This window comes from Kribbella sp. NPDC050820, from assembly GCF_040653975.1.
In the GTDB taxonomy this organism is placed as follows: Bacteria; Actinomycetota; Actinomycetes; order Propionibacteriales; family Kribbellaceae; genus Kribbella.
The window spans coordinates 74,087-90,036 of record NZ_JBFAHB010000003.1; the positions used below are offsets into that span (position 1 = coordinate 74,087).

The following is a 15,950-nucleotide window of genomic DNA, read 5'->3' on the forward strand; positions in this document are numbered from 1 at the left end:
ATGGGGTGTGTGGACAGCGGGCTGGAGGTGCGCGCCGGGGTGGTGATCCCGGAGACGGAGCTGGGGTGGCGCTTCTCACGGTCCAGCGGGCCGGGCGGTCAGTCGGTGAACACGACGGACAGCCGAGTCGAGCTGAGCTTCGACGTCGCGAGTACGACGGCGCTGTCCGACGTACTGCGGGAACGCGCGCTCGAGCGACTGCGGTCGCGGCTCGTGAACGGCGTGCTGACCGTCGCTGCCTCGGAGCACAAGTCGCAGTGGCGCAACCGCGAGGCTGCGCGGACCCGGCTCGCGGCACTCCTGCGGGACGCGATCGCGGCGCCGCCACGGCAGCGGCGGCCGACCAAGCCGAGCAAGGGGTCGGTCCGTCGGCGACTGGACGACAAGAAGCGCCGGGGCGACACCAAGCGCCTGCGATCGCGGCCGCCGTCCGAGGGGTGAACGACCGATTGAGCCCATAGACCAGCGACGTACTCTGGATTGTCATGAGCCTGGGGACGTGGGTGCTGGTCGGCGCAGTCGCCGCCGGTGTCGTGCTCAGTGTGCTCAAGGCCACACTCGACGGCCGGTTCCGAGGGACCCACGTGGTGCGAAAGGCGGACACCGAGCAGGTGGACAGCATGGACCGGGTGTCTGCTGCGGACATCGGTGACGAGCTCGGCGAGCGCGCGACGTTGCTGCAGTTCTCCTCCGCGTTCTGCGCCCCGTGCCGGGCGACCCGGCGGACGCTGGCCGAGGTCGAGGGCATGGTCGACGGCGTGCGGCACGTCGAGATCGACGCGGAGAAGCACCTGGACCTGGTCCGGCGGCTCGACATCCTGCGCACCCCGACGACGCTCGTGCTCGACCGCACCGGTGCGATCGTGAAGCGCGCCAGCGGCGCCCCGCGCAAGTCGGACGTGATCGCCGCCCTGGCGACCGCGATCGAGCACGCGCCGCGCTGAGCCGGGTCAACCGCCGCGTCCGTTAACTGCCACCGAATGGCGGATGGACCACCAGTTGGGTGAGACTTTGCCGGTGAGCTCTCCAGCCGGTTGGTACGACGACCCCGAGGACCAGTCCCAAGAGCGGTACTGGGACGGCAGCACGTGGACGGACAACCGCCGTCCACGGCAGGGCCCACCGCCGTACCAGGGCCAGCTCGGCCAGCCCGCGGCGGGCAAGCCGCAGTTCGGCCAGCCGATGCAGCACGGTCAGGTGTACGGCGGCGCCCAGCCGACGCCGACGCAGTACGCCCAACCCCAGCCCGGTCAGCAGGGCCAACCGCAGTACGGTCAGCCACGCCAGCCCCAGTACGGTCAGCCTGGCCAGCCGCAGTACGGTCAGCCAGGCCAGCCCCAGTACGGTCAGCCAGGCCAGCCGCAGTACGGCCAGCCCCAATACCCCCAGCAGCACGGACAGCAGTACCCGCGGCAGGGCTTCGGCTACCCCGGCCAGCGGGTCGCCACCACCCCCGACGGCCAGCCGCTGTCCGGCTGGTGGCGCCGCGTGTTCGCCCGCATCATCGACGGGATCATCGTCGGCATCATCGGGCTGCCCTTCACCGGCTACTTCTACTGGCAGTACTTCCAGGTCATCTGGGACTACATGGAAGACACCATGGACGCTGCCGCCGCCGGCACGCCGCAGTCGACGTTCGCGCTGCCCAGCGAGGTCTACCAGTGGATGATCCCCGCAGTGCTGATCGGGATCGCCGTCTCGTTCGTCTACGAGTACTTCTTCCTCACCCGCAGCGGCGCCACACCCGGCAAGAAGGCGGTCGGCATCGCGGTCCGGCTACGCGACGTGCCTGGTCCGCCACCGGGTTCGGCAGTGGCGAAGCGGTTCAGCGTCTACACCGGGCTCAGCCTGCTCAGCGCGATCCCAGTGGTCGGCGCCCTGTTCAGCTTCCTCAGCCTGATCAACTACCTGTGGCCGCTGTGGGATGACAAGAAGCAGGCCCTGCACGACAAGGTCGCCGACACCAACGTGGTCCGCACCTGACCGCGATGTGAACAGTTGTCTCATAACATGGGACCACAGCTGGTGCACCCGCCCGCTTTCCGTACTCTCGATCCGTGGCTTACACGACATGGCTGACCAAGCGCCGGGCAGTGGACAACTGCCGGGTGCGCTCGTCGCTGTGTCGTCGCCGCTGACCAGGCGGCGTCCCGAGCGCTGCGGAACCGGTAGCTGAGCACGGTTTCGCGTACGCCGCCTCCCGCGTACCCGGGCGGGTCCGGCTCGATCCACCTCCTCCTTCGGGAGTGTGCATGTCCGAAACGACAGCGAAGGTCGACCCCCGCGGACTCCGCTTCGCCGCGGGAATCACCACTGTGCTGCTCGCGCTGACGCTGATCCTGAACAGCGCCTGGCCGCTCGCGGTCCAGGCCGTGGTGTTCGCGGTCTCCGTCGCGTTCGGCGTCCAGGCGTCGCCGTACGGGCAGCTCTTCAAGCGGCTGATCCGGCCCCGGCTGGGTCCGCCCAAGGACCTGGAGGACGCGGCGCCGCCGCGGTTCGCCCAGCTGGTCGGCCTCGTCTTCGCGGCCGCCGGTCTGATCGGGTACCTGACCGGCGTCACCGTGCTCGGCGTGGTCGCCACCGGATTCGCCCTGGTCGCCGCCTTCGTGAACGCGGCCGTCGGGCTCTGCCTCGGTTGCGAGGCCTTTCTGCTGATCCACCGCATTCGTACGCCAACCACCGCTACCAACCACTGAGAGGCAGCACACCATGAGCAGGGAATCCGCGCTCGTCTCGGCCGACTGGGTCGAGGAGCACAAGAACGACGCCGGGGTCGTCCTGATCGAGGTCGACGAAGACGTCTCGGCGTACGACGCCGGCCACATCGCCGGTGCGATCAAGCTGGACTGGAAGGAAGACCTGCAGGACCACGTCCGGCGGGACTTCGTCAACAAGGAGCAGTTCGAGGCACTGCTGTCCGACCGCGGCGTCAAGAGCGACGACACGGTCGTGCTGTACGGCGGCAACAACAACTGGTTCGCGGCGTACGCGTACTGGTACTTCAAGCTGTACGGCCACGGTGACGTCCGGCTGCTCGACGGCGGCCGCAAGCGCTGGGAGCTGGACAGCCGCGAGCTGACCGACGAGGTCGTCAAGCGGGACGCGACCGAGTACCAGGCCCAGGAGCCGGACCTGAACATCCGCGCCTTCCGTGACGAGGTCAAGGAAGCCATCGGCGTGAAGAACCTGGTCGACGTCCGCAGCCCCGACGAGTACGCCGGCCGGCTGCTGGCCCCGGCCCACCTGCCGCAGGAGCAGGCGCAGCGTGCGGGTCACATCCCGACCGCCGCGAGCATCCCCTGGAGCAAGGCCGCCAATGACGACGGCACTTTCCGGTCCGACGACGAGCTGCAGGCGCTGTACGCCGACGCCGGAGTCGACTTCGGGAAGGACACCATCGCCTACTGCCGCATCGGCGAGCGGTCGGCGCACACCTGGTTCGTGCTGCACGAGATCCTCGGGCAGCCGAACGTCAAGAACTACGACGGTTCCTGGACCGAGTGGGGTTCGCTGGTCGGCGTACCCGTTGCCCTCGGCGACGAACCCGGAAAGGCCTGACACATGTGCGGAGCAAAGCAGGGCGGTCTCGACCTCAAGGGCGTGGACGTCGACAAGGAAGCAGTGATCCAGGGCCAGGTGCTGCGCGGCGAGGAGCCGGTCGGCGGCGCCTACGTGCGGCTGCTGGACGCCTCCGGTGAGTTCACCGCGGAGGTGCCGACGTCCGCGACCGGGCACTTCCGGTTCTTCGCGGCGCCGGGCAGCTGGACGCTGCGGACGCTGGCCCCGAAGGCCGAGCCGGTCGACCGCCAGGTGGTCGCCCAGTACGGCGAAGTCGCCGAGGTGGCCGTAGCCGTCTGAGCATTCGTTCGTTACTCATGGTGCCGCCTCCGACCGAGGGCGGCCCACCCTGATGCAAGCCCCGTAGGGTCCGGACCTTGCGCGTCCGGACCCTTCGGCATGTCCGGAATCCAGTTGTCCACAGGGGTTTTCGGCATCATCCCGGGGTTACGGGTCCGACCCGGAAATCTCGCGCATCGGGCGGTGATGTAACGGTTTGATCTCGGAGCGGAACCTTCTCGTTACCTACCGCAACCGACTGAGTTGTGTCTGTGTCCTGGCCCGCCATCCGGGTCACGTCATCACTCAGGGAGGAGGGGTCATGAGACCCCGCATCGGATACAAGAAGCTCGCTGCCGTCGGTGTTGCGGCGGTTGTCGGCGTGGCTTCTACGATCGCGCTGACCTCGGGCTCGGCGTCCGCGTCGCCCGTCTTCGGGTACAGCGGCTACGCGTTCGGCACCGACGTCCAGTCGGGCCTGGCGAACAGCGGCCCGCAGGTGGTCAGCCAGATCAGCTGCACCACGGACTCGAACCGGTCCGACAAGAACGACCTCGCCGCCGCGAACGTGAACAACCAGGCGATCGCCCGCACCGTGCGGACCGACACCCACTCGTTCAACAACAAGCACGGCAACGGCGTCACCAGCAACGCGACGGCCGTCGACATCAAGCTCGGCAGCCTGCTGCACCTGACGGGTGTGAAGACCACCACCACGTCGGTCTACAAGGACGGCAAGCTGTCCTACACCGGCAGCACCACCTTCGCCGGCGTCAAGATCGGCGCCGTCTCGGTGCCGTCGCTGCTCAACCCGAAGCCGAACACCAAGGTCGCGATCCCGGGCCTCGGCTACATGGTGCTGAACCGCGTCGGTGGCGTGAAGACCAACACCGGCATCTACTCGTACGCGCAGGCCGTCGTGCTGCACGCGAACGTGAAGAACCAGTACATCCCCGAGGGTGTCGACGTCGCGGTGCTGAAGACCCGCGCCGAGATCACCAAGCCGGCCACCGCGATGGTGATCGGTGACGCGTACGGCACCAAGGCGCACGCGGACAAGCTGGTCGTCTCCGGCCCGACCTCCTACCAGTCCACCTGCCAGGGCACTGAGGGCAAGACGATCCGGAACGCGGTCGGCGAGCTGAACATCCCGAAGGTCGCCTACGTGGGTGCGGTCTACACCACGAAGAACGGCTTCATGAGCATGGACAAGTCGGCCGTGAAGTTCACCTCGCACGTCGCGGGTGTGAAGGTCGGCACGCTGTCGATCGGCGCGATCGAGTCCTCGGCCGCGGCCTGGAAGACCAAGGATGGCAAGGTCGGCCTGGACCACTCCTCGAGCATCGCCTCGATCCGCGTGGGCAACAAGGTCTACCCGGTCAGGACCGGTGTGAACCAGACGCTGGACATCCCGGGTGTCGCGAAGCTGACCTTCAACCAGGTCGTCAAGCAGCAGCGGTACGTCGCGGTGAACGCCCTGGTGATCGACGTCTACAGCCTGAACACCAAGGTCATCGTCGGCCACTCGGCCGCCGGCGTCATCGGCTGATCCAGCCGAACGCACCCTTCTGAGTCGAACCTCACCGATTCAGAACACAACACACCGGCCCCCGGCCGGGATCCACGGATCCCGCCGGGGGCCGTTCGTCTTGTCAGGCGTCGAGGATCAGGGTGACGGGGCCGTCGTTGGTCAGGGCAACGTCCATGTGCGCGCCGAAGCGGCCGCGTTCGACCTTGGCGCCGAGGGATTCCAGCGCCGTGCAGAAGGCGTCGTACAGGGGTTCGGAGACGGGGCCGGGGGCGGCGGCGCTCCAGGACGGGCGGCGGCCCTTGCGGGTGTCGGCGTACAGGGTGAACTGGCTGATCGCGAGGATCGGCGCCTGCTCGTCGGAGCAGGACCGCTCGTCGTGCAGGATGCGCAGCGTCCAGATCTTCGCCGCGAGCGCCTTCGCTTTCTCCTCGGTGTCGTCGTGGGTGACGCCGAGCAGGACGAGTAGCCCGGGCTCGTGGATCGCCCCGACCACCTCGCCCTCGACGGTGACCGATGCCTGGCTGACTCGCTGTACGACGGCTCTCATGCGACCATCCTGCCTCGCGGGAGATCGTCCGGTAATCAGGCCGTCCGGCAGGCAAATGTCCCGTCACTGCCCCGGATCTGGCAAGATCTCTTCATGGCTTCGACCCTGATCACTGTTGCACCCACCGGCGCCGAGACCGCCAAGGCGGACTGCCCGGCGCTGCCGACCACGCTCGAGGAGCTGGTCGAGACGGCGAAGCGGTGCGAGGCCGCCGGTGCCGCGATGATCCACCTGCACATCCGCGACGCCGAGCACCGGCCGACGCTCGACCTCGGCCGGCTGAGCGAGTCGGTCGCCGCGGTCCGCGAGAACACGGCCGTGATCGTGCAGCTGTCCACCGGTGGCGCGGTGACCGATCCGCTCGACCACCGGCTCCGGGTGCTGGACGCCGTACCGGACTCGTGCTCGCTGACGATGGGCACGGTCAACTTCGGCGACGACGTCTTCATGAACCCGTGGCCGTTCGTCACCGAGCTGTATCAGCTGTCGCAGGAGCGTGAGGTGGTGCCGGAGTTCGAGCTGTTCGACCTCGGGCACGTGGCCGCGCTGCACCGGCTGCTCGACAAGTACGGCCTCCCGTACGGCGGCCGCGTGCACTGTGACCTGGTGATGGGCGTCCCGGGCGGCATGCCCGGCACGACGGACGCGTTGGTTGCCGCAGTCAACGCACTGCCGGACGCAGTCACCTCTTGGTCCGCAACGGGAATCGGGCGTACGGCGCTCCCGGTCGCGCTGGCCGCGTTGTCGAAGGGCGGTCACCTCCGGGTCGGCATGGAGGACACGCTGACCCTGGCGAAGGGTCAGCCGGTCACCCACAACGCCGAACTGGTCGAGCGCGCCGCCGCCCTCGCGACGATGGCTCAGCGCCCGCCCATGTCCCCGGACGAGGCCCGCGACCTCCTCAACGTCAAGCGCTGAGCGGCGAACACGATCAGGCCGACCGTGATGATCGCGGCCTCGAGCAGCAACCAGTCGCGCAGGTAGTTCCGGGGGAGCACGGTCGGGTTGGCGCCGCTGCCTTGACGGAGCAGCAGCGGGATTGCGATCAGAGTGGTCAGGCCGACGTACGTCAAGGTCGTCCGGACGGCGCCCAGGCCGGACCGCCGCGTCAGCAGCCACCCGACAGCAAGAGTCAGCGGGACGAGGACGAAGTCGTCTGCGAGTACGGCGCCGCCGAGCCACAGCGGGAGGCGGAGGAGTGCCGGCGGGTCCAGGGCATCCAGCAACAGCCACAGGCCCCAGAGCCCGACGCCTAGGCCTACCGCAGCCAGCGCGACCCGGGCCTTCACGACAGAACCTCCAGCCGGTGCACCCACTTGGTCTGCAGTACGCCGGGGCGGTTCGGCGCGATGATCCGCGCCGGGTACCCGTGGTCGAGCGCGAGCTCGCTGCCGTTGAGGCGCAGGGCGAGCAGGGTGAGTGGGTCGTCGGCGAACTCGGGCGGCAGCTCACTCGTGGCGTAAAAGCCGCCCTGCTCCATCGACACGACCCGGACCCGTGATCCTTCGGGCGCACCGCACAGCCGGAGCAGGTCGCGGATCCGGACGCCCTCCCACCGCGCACCTTGGCTCCACCCCTCGACACAGGCGATCGGGAGGTCGGAGCGGTTCTGCGGCAGCCCGCGCAACTCGTCGATCGTGTAGGACAGCGGTTGTGGACCGTCGACCGTGAAGCGCCAGTCCGCGCCGATCGCCGTGACGCCTGCGTCCTGCGCCGTACGGTTGACCGGCAGGCCCTGGGGGCCGATGCCAGGCTTCCGTGGCGCCAGGACGGCGACCGGCCCGAGCGCTCGGACGGACTGGCCGGCCGAGGTGATGCCGACCAGCGCGCCGGCGCCTGCCACGGTCCGGAACAAGGTACGGCGCGTCATCCCGGTGGTTGCGGCTGGCAACGGTTCGGGGGTGCGACGCCAGTTCGCGGCGATCAGCGGGAGCTTGACTGCGACGTGCACGAGCATGGCGCCGACGATGATCCAGGCGAGGGCGTAGTGGGTCTGCCGGAACGGGAACGGCCACGGGTACCACTGGATCGTGTTGACGAATCCGATGAACAGCTCGAGGGCCAGCGCGGCGACCAGGACCAGGATCGAGAGGCGTTCCAGGACCGTGCCGAGCGCCTGCCGGCTCGGCGGCCAGGGCGGCTTGGCGAACAGCTTGGGGTAGACCGTCCACAACTTTGCCAGCAGCAACGGAACCGCGACGAGGCCGGTCAGCACGTGCGGTCCCTGCGTGACCCGGTACAGCGAGGCCGGCCGGCTCGGGATGACGAGCCAGCCGGGTGTCGTCTGCTGCAGATGGCTGAACAGGCCGGTGAGGAAGCAGACCGCGACTGCGACGCCGAGCCAGCGGCCGATCACGACCGCCACCCGCGGATGGTGCAGCGCGGAACGGAACGACTGCTCCGTCGGGATCTTCATGGTTCCACTAGAACCCAGGTGAGACGATCTGTGGGCCGTCGTGCGATTACGGGTGCCGAACGACAGGAGGTATCGCCTCACCTCGTCGAGCGCTCCGCGAGGCCAGGCGTCGTGGAACCGCCGAGTGGGCATATACGTCCTGTCGGTCTGAACCGGATGCACCGGGGCGGGCATAGGCTGTGCGGGTTGTCGATGAGAGGAGTCGGCGGGTGAAGACGCAGCTGCGGTCGTCCGACGATGACGAACGCGCCATGGCCGACCTGGCCGAGGTCTCCGACTGGCGATCGATCTGGGGACCCCCGGGAACCGGCCTGGACGCGATCCGGGCGCTGGTGTCCCGGGTCACCGCGGTCACCGGCTGGCGTCCCTGGGCCCCCGGCAACATCGATCCCGACCGCTATACCTGGGGTCTTGTCACTCCGCGCGAGACCGTGATGCTTGTGCTGCCGGACGCCGTACTGCCGGAGAGTCCTCGCAGCGGGTGGTCGGCGTACGAGATCGGGTCGGCGGAGCTGGCCGATGCCGAGGAGGGCCTGGACACGCATTGGCCCGCGCAGCTCGCGCTCGGGCGCAAGTACTGGGGCGATCCGGTGTTCGTCGGGCCGGGGGCGGATCCGCGGGTGCCTGTGGAGTGGCGGGGGCGCCGTCGGCACCTGGCGGTCTGGTTGCGGCCGGGCGCCGAGATCCACCTGTACGCGACACAGCCCGGGCCGGAGAACACGCAGGCCGGCTTCGGGTACTCCGTCTATGCGAGTGAGGTGGCGTGATGGCCGACGAAGCGGAAGAGATCTTTCAGCAGACCCTGAACGAGGTCCGGCGGCTGCTCAACAACCTGAAGCTGGTCAAGGAGGCGCTCGACCGGCGCAAGCGGGCGCGCGCGGCGCTGGAGCACATGCGAAATGCGCGACAGCAGAACCCGGTCCTCGACCGGTACTTGAACGAGAACCCGGACCGGGCCGACCAGTGGAACGAGCACGAGCGGCAGGTCCGGCAGCTCGAGGAGGAGAACGCGCGGTTGGCGGAGCAGAACGCCGAGCGGCGGGCCGAGCTCGAGCGGCTGCAGGAGGAGGCCGACCGGCAGGCGGAGGCCAACGGCGACCTGAACAACAATCTCCAGCCGGACGAGATCGACGATCGGGACCGGGCGGTCGACGACGCGCAGCAGCGCGAGGAAGACGCCGAGGTCGACGAGCGGCAGGGTGATCGGGACGAAGACGGGGTCCTCGATCGGGTCGAGGACGACCAGGAGGCTGAGGCTGACCGCGACCGGGACGACGAGACCGATCGGCAGCGCGACGCTCGTGAGCAGCGGGAACGCGAGGAGGACGAACGCCGCCGCGATCAGGCCGTCGACCCGACGGCCCCGGTAGCAGCCGCAGGCACAGCAGCCGCCGTCGCCGACGAACTCGACGACCGAGAAGAACAGCAGCAGGCGCAGGACGACCGAGAGCCCGAGCTCGACCGGCAGGCAGAGCAGGCGCGGGACGACCGGGAGCTCGACCAGGAGCCACAGCAGACGCTGGACGACCGGGAGCCCGAGCTCGACCAGCAGGCCGAGCAAGCCCGAGACGGGCGGGAGCCGGAGCTGGATCAGCAGGCGGAGCAAGCCCGGGAGGGGCGGGAGCCGGAGCTGGACCAGCAGGCTGACCAAGCCCGGGACGACCGGGAGCCGGAGCGGGAGGGTGAGCTAGGAGAGCAGGGGGAGCGGCCTCAGCGTTTGCAGGGGCAGGAGGGGCAGGATTATCGGGACGTCATGCAGGAGGACGGGTCGATCAACAACGCGACGTTCACGGTGAACGGGCCTGATCAGGAGCAGGACGGGCCCGGTCAGACGCAGGGGCGTCAGGACGGGGCGAACGTCCAGAACGTCGGTAGTGGCGAGGTGTGGATCGACGGGCAGCAGTACCACCCGGTCGAGCAGAATCTCGAAGGGCAGCGGGCCGAGCGGGCGGCGCAACAAGGTGAGCGTGGGCCCGGTCGCGACGTACCGGATGCGGAGCGGCAGCGCAACGAGACTGTCTACTCCAGCGGCCGTGCGCCTGCCGGCGGTGCGGCGACGCGGCCCGAGCCGGGCACACTCGAAGGCGGCCGCGGCGGCCAAACCGCAGCCCAGGTGCACGCCGGCGCCAGCCGCGGCCCAGGCAGCCGAACCGACGGCCCCGGCCAGGAACGCTGACACCCCCAGAGTGGTGACCTCTCAGGAGCGGTCGGCGGTTAGTAGACGAGGGCTTGGGTGTTGTCGGTGAGGACTTCTTCGGTGAAGGCGGGGGCGCCGGCGATTCGGGTGCCGGGGCGAAGGTCGGGCTCGGTCAGGTCGCGGCGCTTGGCGCACTGGGTGCAGACCGTCAACTGGCCGCCTTCGAGGACGGCGGTCAGGAGGTCGGCCAGGGGCGCGGCGTGCGGGAGGTCGAACTCCTCCGCCCGCCCGGGTACGGCGAACCAGACAGCCTCCCCGGTCAGCCACAGGGACACCGTGGCACCGGCCGCGACCGCCGTGGCCGCGACGGTGAAGGCCTGGTTGGCGCGCTCGGCTTCCTCGGCGCCTGCGGTCAGCTTGATCACCAGCGTGCGGGACATCACGCCACGGTAGCCCAGAGACCCCGGCGCCGATCCTCTAGACTGGCCGACGTGCTGCACGTCATCTTCACCACGCTGCTGGTCCTGGTCTGTGTCTTCATGGGCTGGTTCTCCGCGTTCGTCGTCTACCGGCTGTACCGCGGCCGCAGTGCGAACTGAGATGGCGTTCGAGATCCCGCAGGACCTGCACCCCGACCTGATGCCGCTGGCCTGGCTGCTCGGTCGCTGGGAGGGCCGCGGTCACGGGGACTACCCGACGATCGAGAAGTTCGAGTTCGGCCAGCAGATCGATTTCAGCCACAACGGCAAGCCGTACCTGCACTACGTCAGCCAGACCTACGTGGTCGGCGCGGACGGCACCAAGGAGCGCCCGCTCGCGGTCGAGACCGGGTTCTGGCGGCCCAAGCCGGACAACAAGCTCGAGGTGATCCTGGCCCACCCGACCGGCTTCGCCGAGATCTGGTACGGCGAGATCGAGGGCGCGAAGATCGAGCTTCGGACCGACGTCGTCGCCCGCACCGAGACGGCCAAGGAGGTCAGCGCCGGCCACCGGCTCTACGGCCTGGTCAAGGGCGAGCTGATGTGGGCCTACGACATGGCCGCCGAGGGGCACCCGCTCCAGCCCCACCTCTGGGCCACTCTGGTCCGGTCGAGCTAACTCTCCGCCACCCAGGAGTACTCGACTTTCGGTCGCCCGCTGCGGCCGTCGTACCGTTGCGTGCGGAGCGCCTGGCCCTGGTCGGCGAGGTGCTCGAGATAGCGCCGCGCGGTGATCCGGGACGTGCCGAGCGACGCCGCGACTTCTTCAGCCGTCCAGCCCTCGCGATCGCCGAGCAGTTGGACGACGCGATCCAGCACGGATCCGGCCAGTCCCTTCGGCACTGACGAGACGGTTGCCGGGTGCAACAGACGGTCGACCTCGTCCTGATCCGCCACCACCTGGCCGGACTCGGCGGCCTTGCGCTGTCGTGCGTACGCCGTCAGTCGGTCGCGCAAAGTCTCGTAGGCAAAGGGTTTCAGCACGTACTGCACCACGCCGATCCGGGCTGCAGCCTGTACTGCGGCGACCTCGCGGGCCGATGTCACCGCGACCACGTCGGTTTGGTTGCCGAGGGCCCGCATCCGCCGGACCACGTCGAGACCGTGTCCATCGGGCAGGTTCATGTCCAGCAGCACCAGGTCCACGTCTCCGCGGGCGAGCACCTGCAGCGCGCGGGCCGCCGTACCGGCGACTCCGAGGCACGCGAAGCCGGGCAGCCGGTCGACGTACGTGCGATGGGCCTCGGCGGCGACCGGGTCGTCCTCGACGACGAGCACGCGCAGGTCAGGCACTGACGCCCACCGCCCGCGGCAGCCGGACCCGCACGGTCAGCGCCGGTACGTCGTCCAGCTCGGAATCCGGGTCGACCATGAGCGAACCCTGCCAGCGTTCGACCGTACTGCGCACCAGTACGAGCCCGAGTCCGTGTCCCGGCTCGGCCTTCGTGGTCCAGCCGCGGTCGAACATGTGCGCCAGCTCGGCCGACCCCAGTTCGGCACCGGTGTTGGTGACGGCCAGGTCGATCGCGTCCGGCGTCGTACTCGCCCTCAGCTCGACCCGGCGGGGTGCGGATCCACCGCGAGCGGCCTCGATCGCGTTGTCGAGCAGGTTGCCGACGACGGTGACGACGTCCTGCGCAGGCAGGCGGGTGTTGAGGGCTTCGTGACCGAGCTCCAGCGTGAGGGCGACACCGCGTTCCTGGGCCTGGGACAGCTTGGCCAGCAGCAGTGACGCGAGCACCGGATCGCCGACCGTGCCGACGACGCGATCGGTCATCGCCTGGGCGAACTGCAGCTCGGAGACCGCGAACTCGCGGGCCTTCTCCGGCTTGCCGATCTCGATCAGGCTGACGACCGTGTGCAGGCGGTTCGAAGCCTCATGATTCTGTGCCTGCAGGGATTCCGCGAGGCTGCGGACCGCGTCCAGCTCACCGAGCAGCCGCTGCAGTTGGGTGTGATCCCGCAGTGTCACGATCCGTCCGGACCTGGCCGGCTGCTGGTTCACGACCACGACGCCCTCGGCGCCGAGGTGGAGTTCGTCGTACGCCGTCCGACCCGCCGTCAGCAGCTCCGACAAAGTGTTGCCCAGGTGGAGCTCCCGGATCGGAGTGCCAGGAGGAACCGTCTGCAGACCTAGCAACCGACGGGCCTCGTCGTTGACGAGTTGGACCCGGCCGTCCGCGTCGAGCAGGACCAGGCCCTCGCGGGCGGCCCGCAGTACGCCTTCGTAGAAGTCGAGCATCCGGGCCAGCGCTTGCGTGCCGATGCCTCGGGTGGCGCGTCGTACCCGCCAGGAGACGAGGGCGTTGCCGGCGATCGCGAAGCCGAGCATCAGGCTTGCGACGCCGAGCATCGAGCGGATGTCGAGCCGGATCAGCTCGCCCCAGCCGGGCGGCTCGACCCCGGCGGCCGCGGCGTCCCGGTCGGCCTGCGTGCGGGACTGGGCGATCATCGTGAGCCAGACGACCGCGATCAACACCAGTGCCGTGACGGTCTGCAGCCAGAGCACCTGGCGACGCAGTTCCCACGGCCGACGCTTCATGCCGACAGTGTGCACAGGATGGGCCGGATTTGTGCATTCCAGCGGGCCCACTGGTCCGGTGTTGCGAACGATATGAACGAAATGCGCAGTTCCCCTGTGCGTCACGTCACAGTTACTCAGGTACAGCCCGCCCGGCCGATACAGGAGTGTCCCCCATGTCGAGCCCGACAGAATCGCGGCCCACCCCGGTCCGCAACGATCGCACCCACTTCCTCTACATCGCCGTCATCGTCGCCGTCCTGCTCGGCATCGGTGTCGGCTTCCTGTTCCCGAACTTCGCGGTCGAGCTGAAACCGCTCGGCACCGGGTTCGTCAACCTGATCAAGATGATGATCAGCCCAGTCATCTTCTGCACGCTGGTGCTCGGCATCGGCTCGGTCCGCAAGGCCGCCAGTGTCGGCAAGGTCGGCGGCCTGGCGCTCGCCTACTTCCTGGTGATGTCGACGGCCGCGCTCGCCATCGGCCTGGTGGTCGGCAACCTGGTCCAGCCCGGTTCCGGCCTGGACCTGACCGACAAGCTGCGGGAGGCCGGCCAGAAGCAGGCCGCCGGTGCGCACGAGACCACCACGGACTTCATCCTCGGCATCATCCCGAAGACGATCGTGTCCGCGGTGACCGAGGGCGAGGTGCTGCAGACCGTCCTGGTGGCGCTGCTGATCGGTTTCGCGCTGCAGGCCATGGGCGCCGGCGGGCAGCCGATCCTGAACGGCATCGGGCACCTGCAGCGGTTGGTGTTCAAGGTGCTGTCGATGATCATGTGGGCGGCCCCGGTCGGCGCCTTCGGCGCGATCGCCGCGGTGGTCGGCGCGGCCGGCTCGACCGCGCTGGTCAGCCTGCTGAAGATCATGCTGGCGTTCTACGTGACCTGCCTGCTGTTCGTGGTGGTCGTGCTCGGCACCCTGCTGCGGGTCGTGACCGGGCTGTCGATCTTCCAGCTGCTGCGCTACCTCGGCCGCGAGTTCCTGCTGATCGTCTCGACATCGTCGTCGGAGACCGCGCTGCCGCGGCTGATCGGGAAGATGGAGCACCTCGGCGTCGACAAGTCCGTGGTCGGCATCACCGTCCCGACCGGCTACTCGTTCAACCTGGACGGCACCGCGATCTACCTGACCATGGCGTCGCTGTTCATCGCCGAGGCGATGGACGAACCGTTCTCGATCGGCCAGCAGATCTCGCTGCTGGTATTCATGATCGTCGCCTCGAAGGGCGCCGCCGGTGTCACCGGCGCCGGCCTGGCCACGCTGGCCGGCGGCCTGCAGTCGCACCGGCCGGAGCTGGTCGACGGCGTCGGCCTGATCGTCGGCATCGATCGGTTCATGTCCGAGGCCCGGGCGTTGACGAACTTCGCCGGCAACGCGGTTGCGACCGTCCTGATCGGGCATTGGGTCGGTGAGTTCGACAAGGCCCAGGCCAAGCAGGTCTTCGCCGGTGAGGACCCGTTCGACGAGGAAGCCTTCGCCGCCGGTGACACGCACGCCGGCGACGTACCTCTGGCGGATGCGCCCGCAGTAGACAGCGGTTCCCGCCACTGATCCACCTCTCCACCCCTCCGGCACTGCCCGTCAGCTTCCTGCAGCTGACGGGCAGTGCCACGTCTAGCTGCCGGCGAGCTTCTCGACCACAGGAGCCAGGTCCTCGACGTACGTCGCGTTGACGGTGATGTACGTCGTACCGAACTCGTCGCGGCGCCGCTCGAGCTCGTCGACCATCTGCTGCGGCGTCCCGCGCAGCATCATCAGCGAGTCACTCGCCTCGAGCTCCTCCGGGGACACGCCCGCGGCCTGCCGGGTCCACGGCGGCAGCTCGCGGGTCCCGGCCGCGAACAGGTTCATCGCCAGCTCGATCCGGTCCGCCCGCGGTCCGGCCAGCTCGCGCAGGTCCCGGACCAGCCGCTGGATCTCCGCCCGCGGTGTCATCGCGTCCTTGGCGATCGACACGATGTCCGCCCGGGCCGCGGCCAGCGCCAGCGCCCGCGGTCCGCCGGCCGCCAGCATGATCGGCGTACGGCGCTCGCCGTCGAGCCGCTCCAGGATGTCGAGGGTCTCGCGCACCTGGTCGCGGCGCTCCTTGCCCGAGCCGAACGGCAGCCCGAGCTCGGCGGCCTGCTGGTCGGTGCCCGGCCGCCCGGTGCCGATGCCGAAGTCGAACCGCCCGTCGGTCAGCACGGTCAGCGTGTGCGCGTCCCAGGCAGCCTGCCGGGGCGTCCGCAGCGGCGCGGCGGCGACGAACGTCCCGACCCGGATGTCTGCGAGCGTCGCTGCCATCGCGAGGGAGGCGAACGGCGACGGCAACTGCAGTCCGTCGGGCATGAGCACGCTCGAGTAGCCGAGGTCGGCCGCCCGCCGTACGGTCGTGGTCCACTGCTCCGCGGTCGCCGGGCTGCCCACCACGCCGAACCGGAATCGCCTGTCGCTCATCGCCTTGCTCCCTTCGAGATTTGGTACCTCCAGGCTGTCCGGGA

General features: G+C 69.2%; 19 protein-coding genes. 12 read left to right on the forward strand and 7 right to left on the reverse strand.

Going from position 1 to position 15,950, the window contains the following annotated elements; all coding sequences use genetic code 11:
* The 7 genes from arfB (at position 1) to AB0H36_RS04350 (ending at position 5,386) form a co-directional block, all read left to right on the forward strand.
* Positions 1 to 441: an alternative ribosome rescue aminoacyl-tRNA hydrolase ArfB gene (gene arfB, locus AB0H36_RS04320; protein WP_360516275.1), complete on the forward strand. Its 441-nt coding sequence runs from the start codon at positions 1 to 3 to the stop codon at positions 439 to 441.
* Between the two features lie 44 nt (positions 442 to 485).
* Positions 486 to 944, forward strand: coding sequence for a thioredoxin family protein (locus AB0H36_RS04325; protein ID WP_360516278.1), 459 nt, complete (start codon positions 486 to 488; stop codon positions 942 to 944).
* A gap of 73 nt (positions 945 to 1,017) precedes the next feature.
* Positions 1,018 to 1,983, forward strand: a complete 966-nt coding sequence (locus AB0H36_RS04330) for an RDD family protein (protein ID WP_360516281.1) — start codon at positions 1,018 to 1,020, stop codon at positions 1,981 to 1,983.
* Between the two features lie 269 nt (positions 1,984 to 2,252).
* Positions 2,253 to 2,696: a DUF4395 domain-containing protein gene (locus AB0H36_RS04335; RefSeq protein ID WP_360516284.1), complete on the forward strand. Its 444-nt coding sequence runs from the start codon at positions 2,253 to 2,255 to the stop codon at positions 2,694 to 2,696.
* A 13-nt stretch (positions 2,697 to 2,709) separates the two neighbouring features.
* Positions 2,710 to 3,558, forward strand: a complete 849-nt coding sequence (locus tag AB0H36_RS04340) for a sulfurtransferase (protein WP_360516287.1) — start codon at positions 2,710 to 2,712, stop codon at positions 3,556 to 3,558.
* Positions 3,559 to 3,561: 3 nt separating this feature from the next.
* The gene (locus AB0H36_RS04345) at positions 3,562 to 3,858 is read left to right on the forward strand and encodes a DUF1416 domain-containing protein (RefSeq protein WP_360516290.1); all 297 of its coding nucleotides are present in this window, start codon (positions 3,562 to 3,564) and stop codon (positions 3,856 to 3,858) included.
* A gap of 301 nt (positions 3,859 to 4,159) precedes the next feature.
* Positions 4,160 to 5,386 (forward strand): choice-of-anchor P family protein, encoded by a 1,227-nt coding sequence (locus AB0H36_RS04350; RefSeq protein WP_360516293.1) that lies wholly within the window; start codon positions 4,160 to 4,162, stop codon positions 5,384 to 5,386.
* A 103-nt stretch (positions 5,387 to 5,489) separates the two neighbouring features.
* Here the strand turns inward: AB0H36_RS04350 and dtd are convergent, their stop codons facing one another.
* Positions 5,490 to 5,915 (reverse strand): D-aminoacyl-tRNA deacylase, encoded by a 426-nt coding sequence (dtd, locus tag AB0H36_RS04355; RefSeq protein ID WP_360516296.1) that lies wholly within the window; start codon positions 5,913 to 5,915, stop codon positions 5,490 to 5,492.
* Positions 5,916 to 6,008: 93 nt separating this feature from the next.
* On the opposite strand from dtd, the gene AB0H36_RS04360 reads away from it, so the two are divergent.
* Complete coding sequence (locus AB0H36_RS04360; RefSeq protein ID WP_360516299.1) at positions 6,009 to 6,833, forward strand: 3-keto-5-aminohexanoate cleavage protein; 825 nt, start codon at positions 6,009 to 6,011, stop codon at positions 6,831 to 6,833.
* Here the strand turns inward: AB0H36_RS04360 and AB0H36_RS04365 are convergent.
* Both AB0H36_RS04365 and AB0H36_RS04370 read right to left on the reverse strand, forming a co-directional pair.
* Positions 6,776 to 7,204: a hypothetical protein gene (locus AB0H36_RS04365; protein WP_360516302.1), complete on the reverse strand. Its 429-nt coding sequence runs from the start codon at positions 7,202 to 7,204 to the stop codon at positions 6,776 to 6,778. The two genes, AB0H36_RS04360 and AB0H36_RS04365, sit on opposite strands and share 58 nt — an antisense overlap.
* Complete coding sequence (locus AB0H36_RS04370; protein WP_360516304.1) at positions 7,201 to 8,331, reverse strand: molybdopterin-dependent oxidoreductase; 1,131 nt, start codon at positions 8,329 to 8,331, stop codon at positions 7,201 to 7,203. Before AB0H36_RS04370 ends, AB0H36_RS04365 begins: the two co-directional genes overlap by 4 nt.
* Positions 8,332 to 8,540: 209 nt before the next feature.
* Here AB0H36_RS04370 and AB0H36_RS04375 point away from each other — a divergent pair, with 209 nt between their 5' ends.
* Together AB0H36_RS04375 and AB0H36_RS04380 are read left to right on the forward strand one after the other, a co-directional pair.
* The gene (locus AB0H36_RS04375; RefSeq protein ID WP_360516307.1) at positions 8,541 to 9,098 is read left to right on the forward strand and encodes a hypothetical protein; all 558 of its coding nucleotides are present in this window, start codon (positions 8,541 to 8,543) and stop codon (positions 9,096 to 9,098) included.
* A complete protein-coding gene (locus AB0H36_RS04380) occupies positions 9,098 to 10,507 on the forward strand; it encodes a hypothetical protein (RefSeq protein ID WP_360516310.1) in 1,410 nt (469 codons plus the stop codon). The genes AB0H36_RS04375 and AB0H36_RS04380 overlap by 1 nt, the downstream gene beginning before the upstream one ends.
* Positions 10,508 to 10,545: 38 nt before the next feature.
* Here AB0H36_RS04380 and AB0H36_RS04385 read toward each other — a convergent pair whose 3' ends face one another.
* On the reverse strand, positions 10,546 to 10,908 hold the full coding sequence (locus tag AB0H36_RS04385) for a DsrE family protein (protein WP_360516313.1): 363 nt from the start codon (positions 10,906 to 10,908) through the stop codon (positions 10,546 to 10,548).
* A gap of 160 nt (positions 10,909 to 11,068) precedes the next feature.
* Here AB0H36_RS04385 and AB0H36_RS04390 point away from each other — a divergent pair, with 160 nt between their 5' ends.
* The gene (locus tag AB0H36_RS04390; RefSeq protein WP_360516828.1) at positions 11,069 to 11,566 is read left to right on the forward strand and encodes an FABP family protein; all 498 of its coding nucleotides are present in this window, start codon (positions 11,069 to 11,071) and stop codon (positions 11,564 to 11,566) included.
* Here the strand turns inward: AB0H36_RS04390 and AB0H36_RS04395 are convergent.
* Together AB0H36_RS04395 and AB0H36_RS04400 are read right to left on the reverse strand one after the other, a co-directional pair.
* Complete coding sequence (locus AB0H36_RS04395) at positions 11,563 to 12,240, reverse strand: response regulator (RefSeq protein WP_360516316.1); 678 nt, start codon at positions 12,238 to 12,240, stop codon at positions 11,563 to 11,565. The genes AB0H36_RS04390 and AB0H36_RS04395 overlap by 4 nt on opposite strands.
* Positions 12,233 to 13,489, reverse strand: a complete 1,257-nt coding sequence (locus AB0H36_RS04400; protein ID WP_360516319.1) for an ATP-binding protein — start codon at positions 13,487 to 13,489, stop codon at positions 12,233 to 12,235. Before AB0H36_RS04400 ends, AB0H36_RS04395 begins: the two co-directional genes overlap by 8 nt.
* 155 nt (positions 13,490 to 13,644) lie before the next feature.
* Between AB0H36_RS04400 and AB0H36_RS04405 the strand changes: the two genes are divergently transcribed.
* The gene (locus AB0H36_RS04405) at positions 13,645 to 15,021 is read left to right on the forward strand and encodes a cation:dicarboxylase symporter family transporter (RefSeq protein WP_360516322.1); all 1,377 of its coding nucleotides are present in this window, start codon (positions 13,645 to 13,647) and stop codon (positions 15,019 to 15,021) included.
* Positions 15,022 to 15,084: 63 nt separating this feature from the next.
* Here AB0H36_RS04405 and AB0H36_RS04410 read toward each other — a convergent pair whose 3' ends face one another.
* On the reverse strand, positions 15,085 to 15,906 hold the full coding sequence (locus tag AB0H36_RS04410) for an LLM class flavin-dependent oxidoreductase (RefSeq protein ID WP_360516325.1): 822 nt from the start codon (positions 15,904 to 15,906) through the stop codon (positions 15,085 to 15,087).
* Between the last annotated feature and the right edge of the window lie 44 nt (positions 15,907 to 15,950).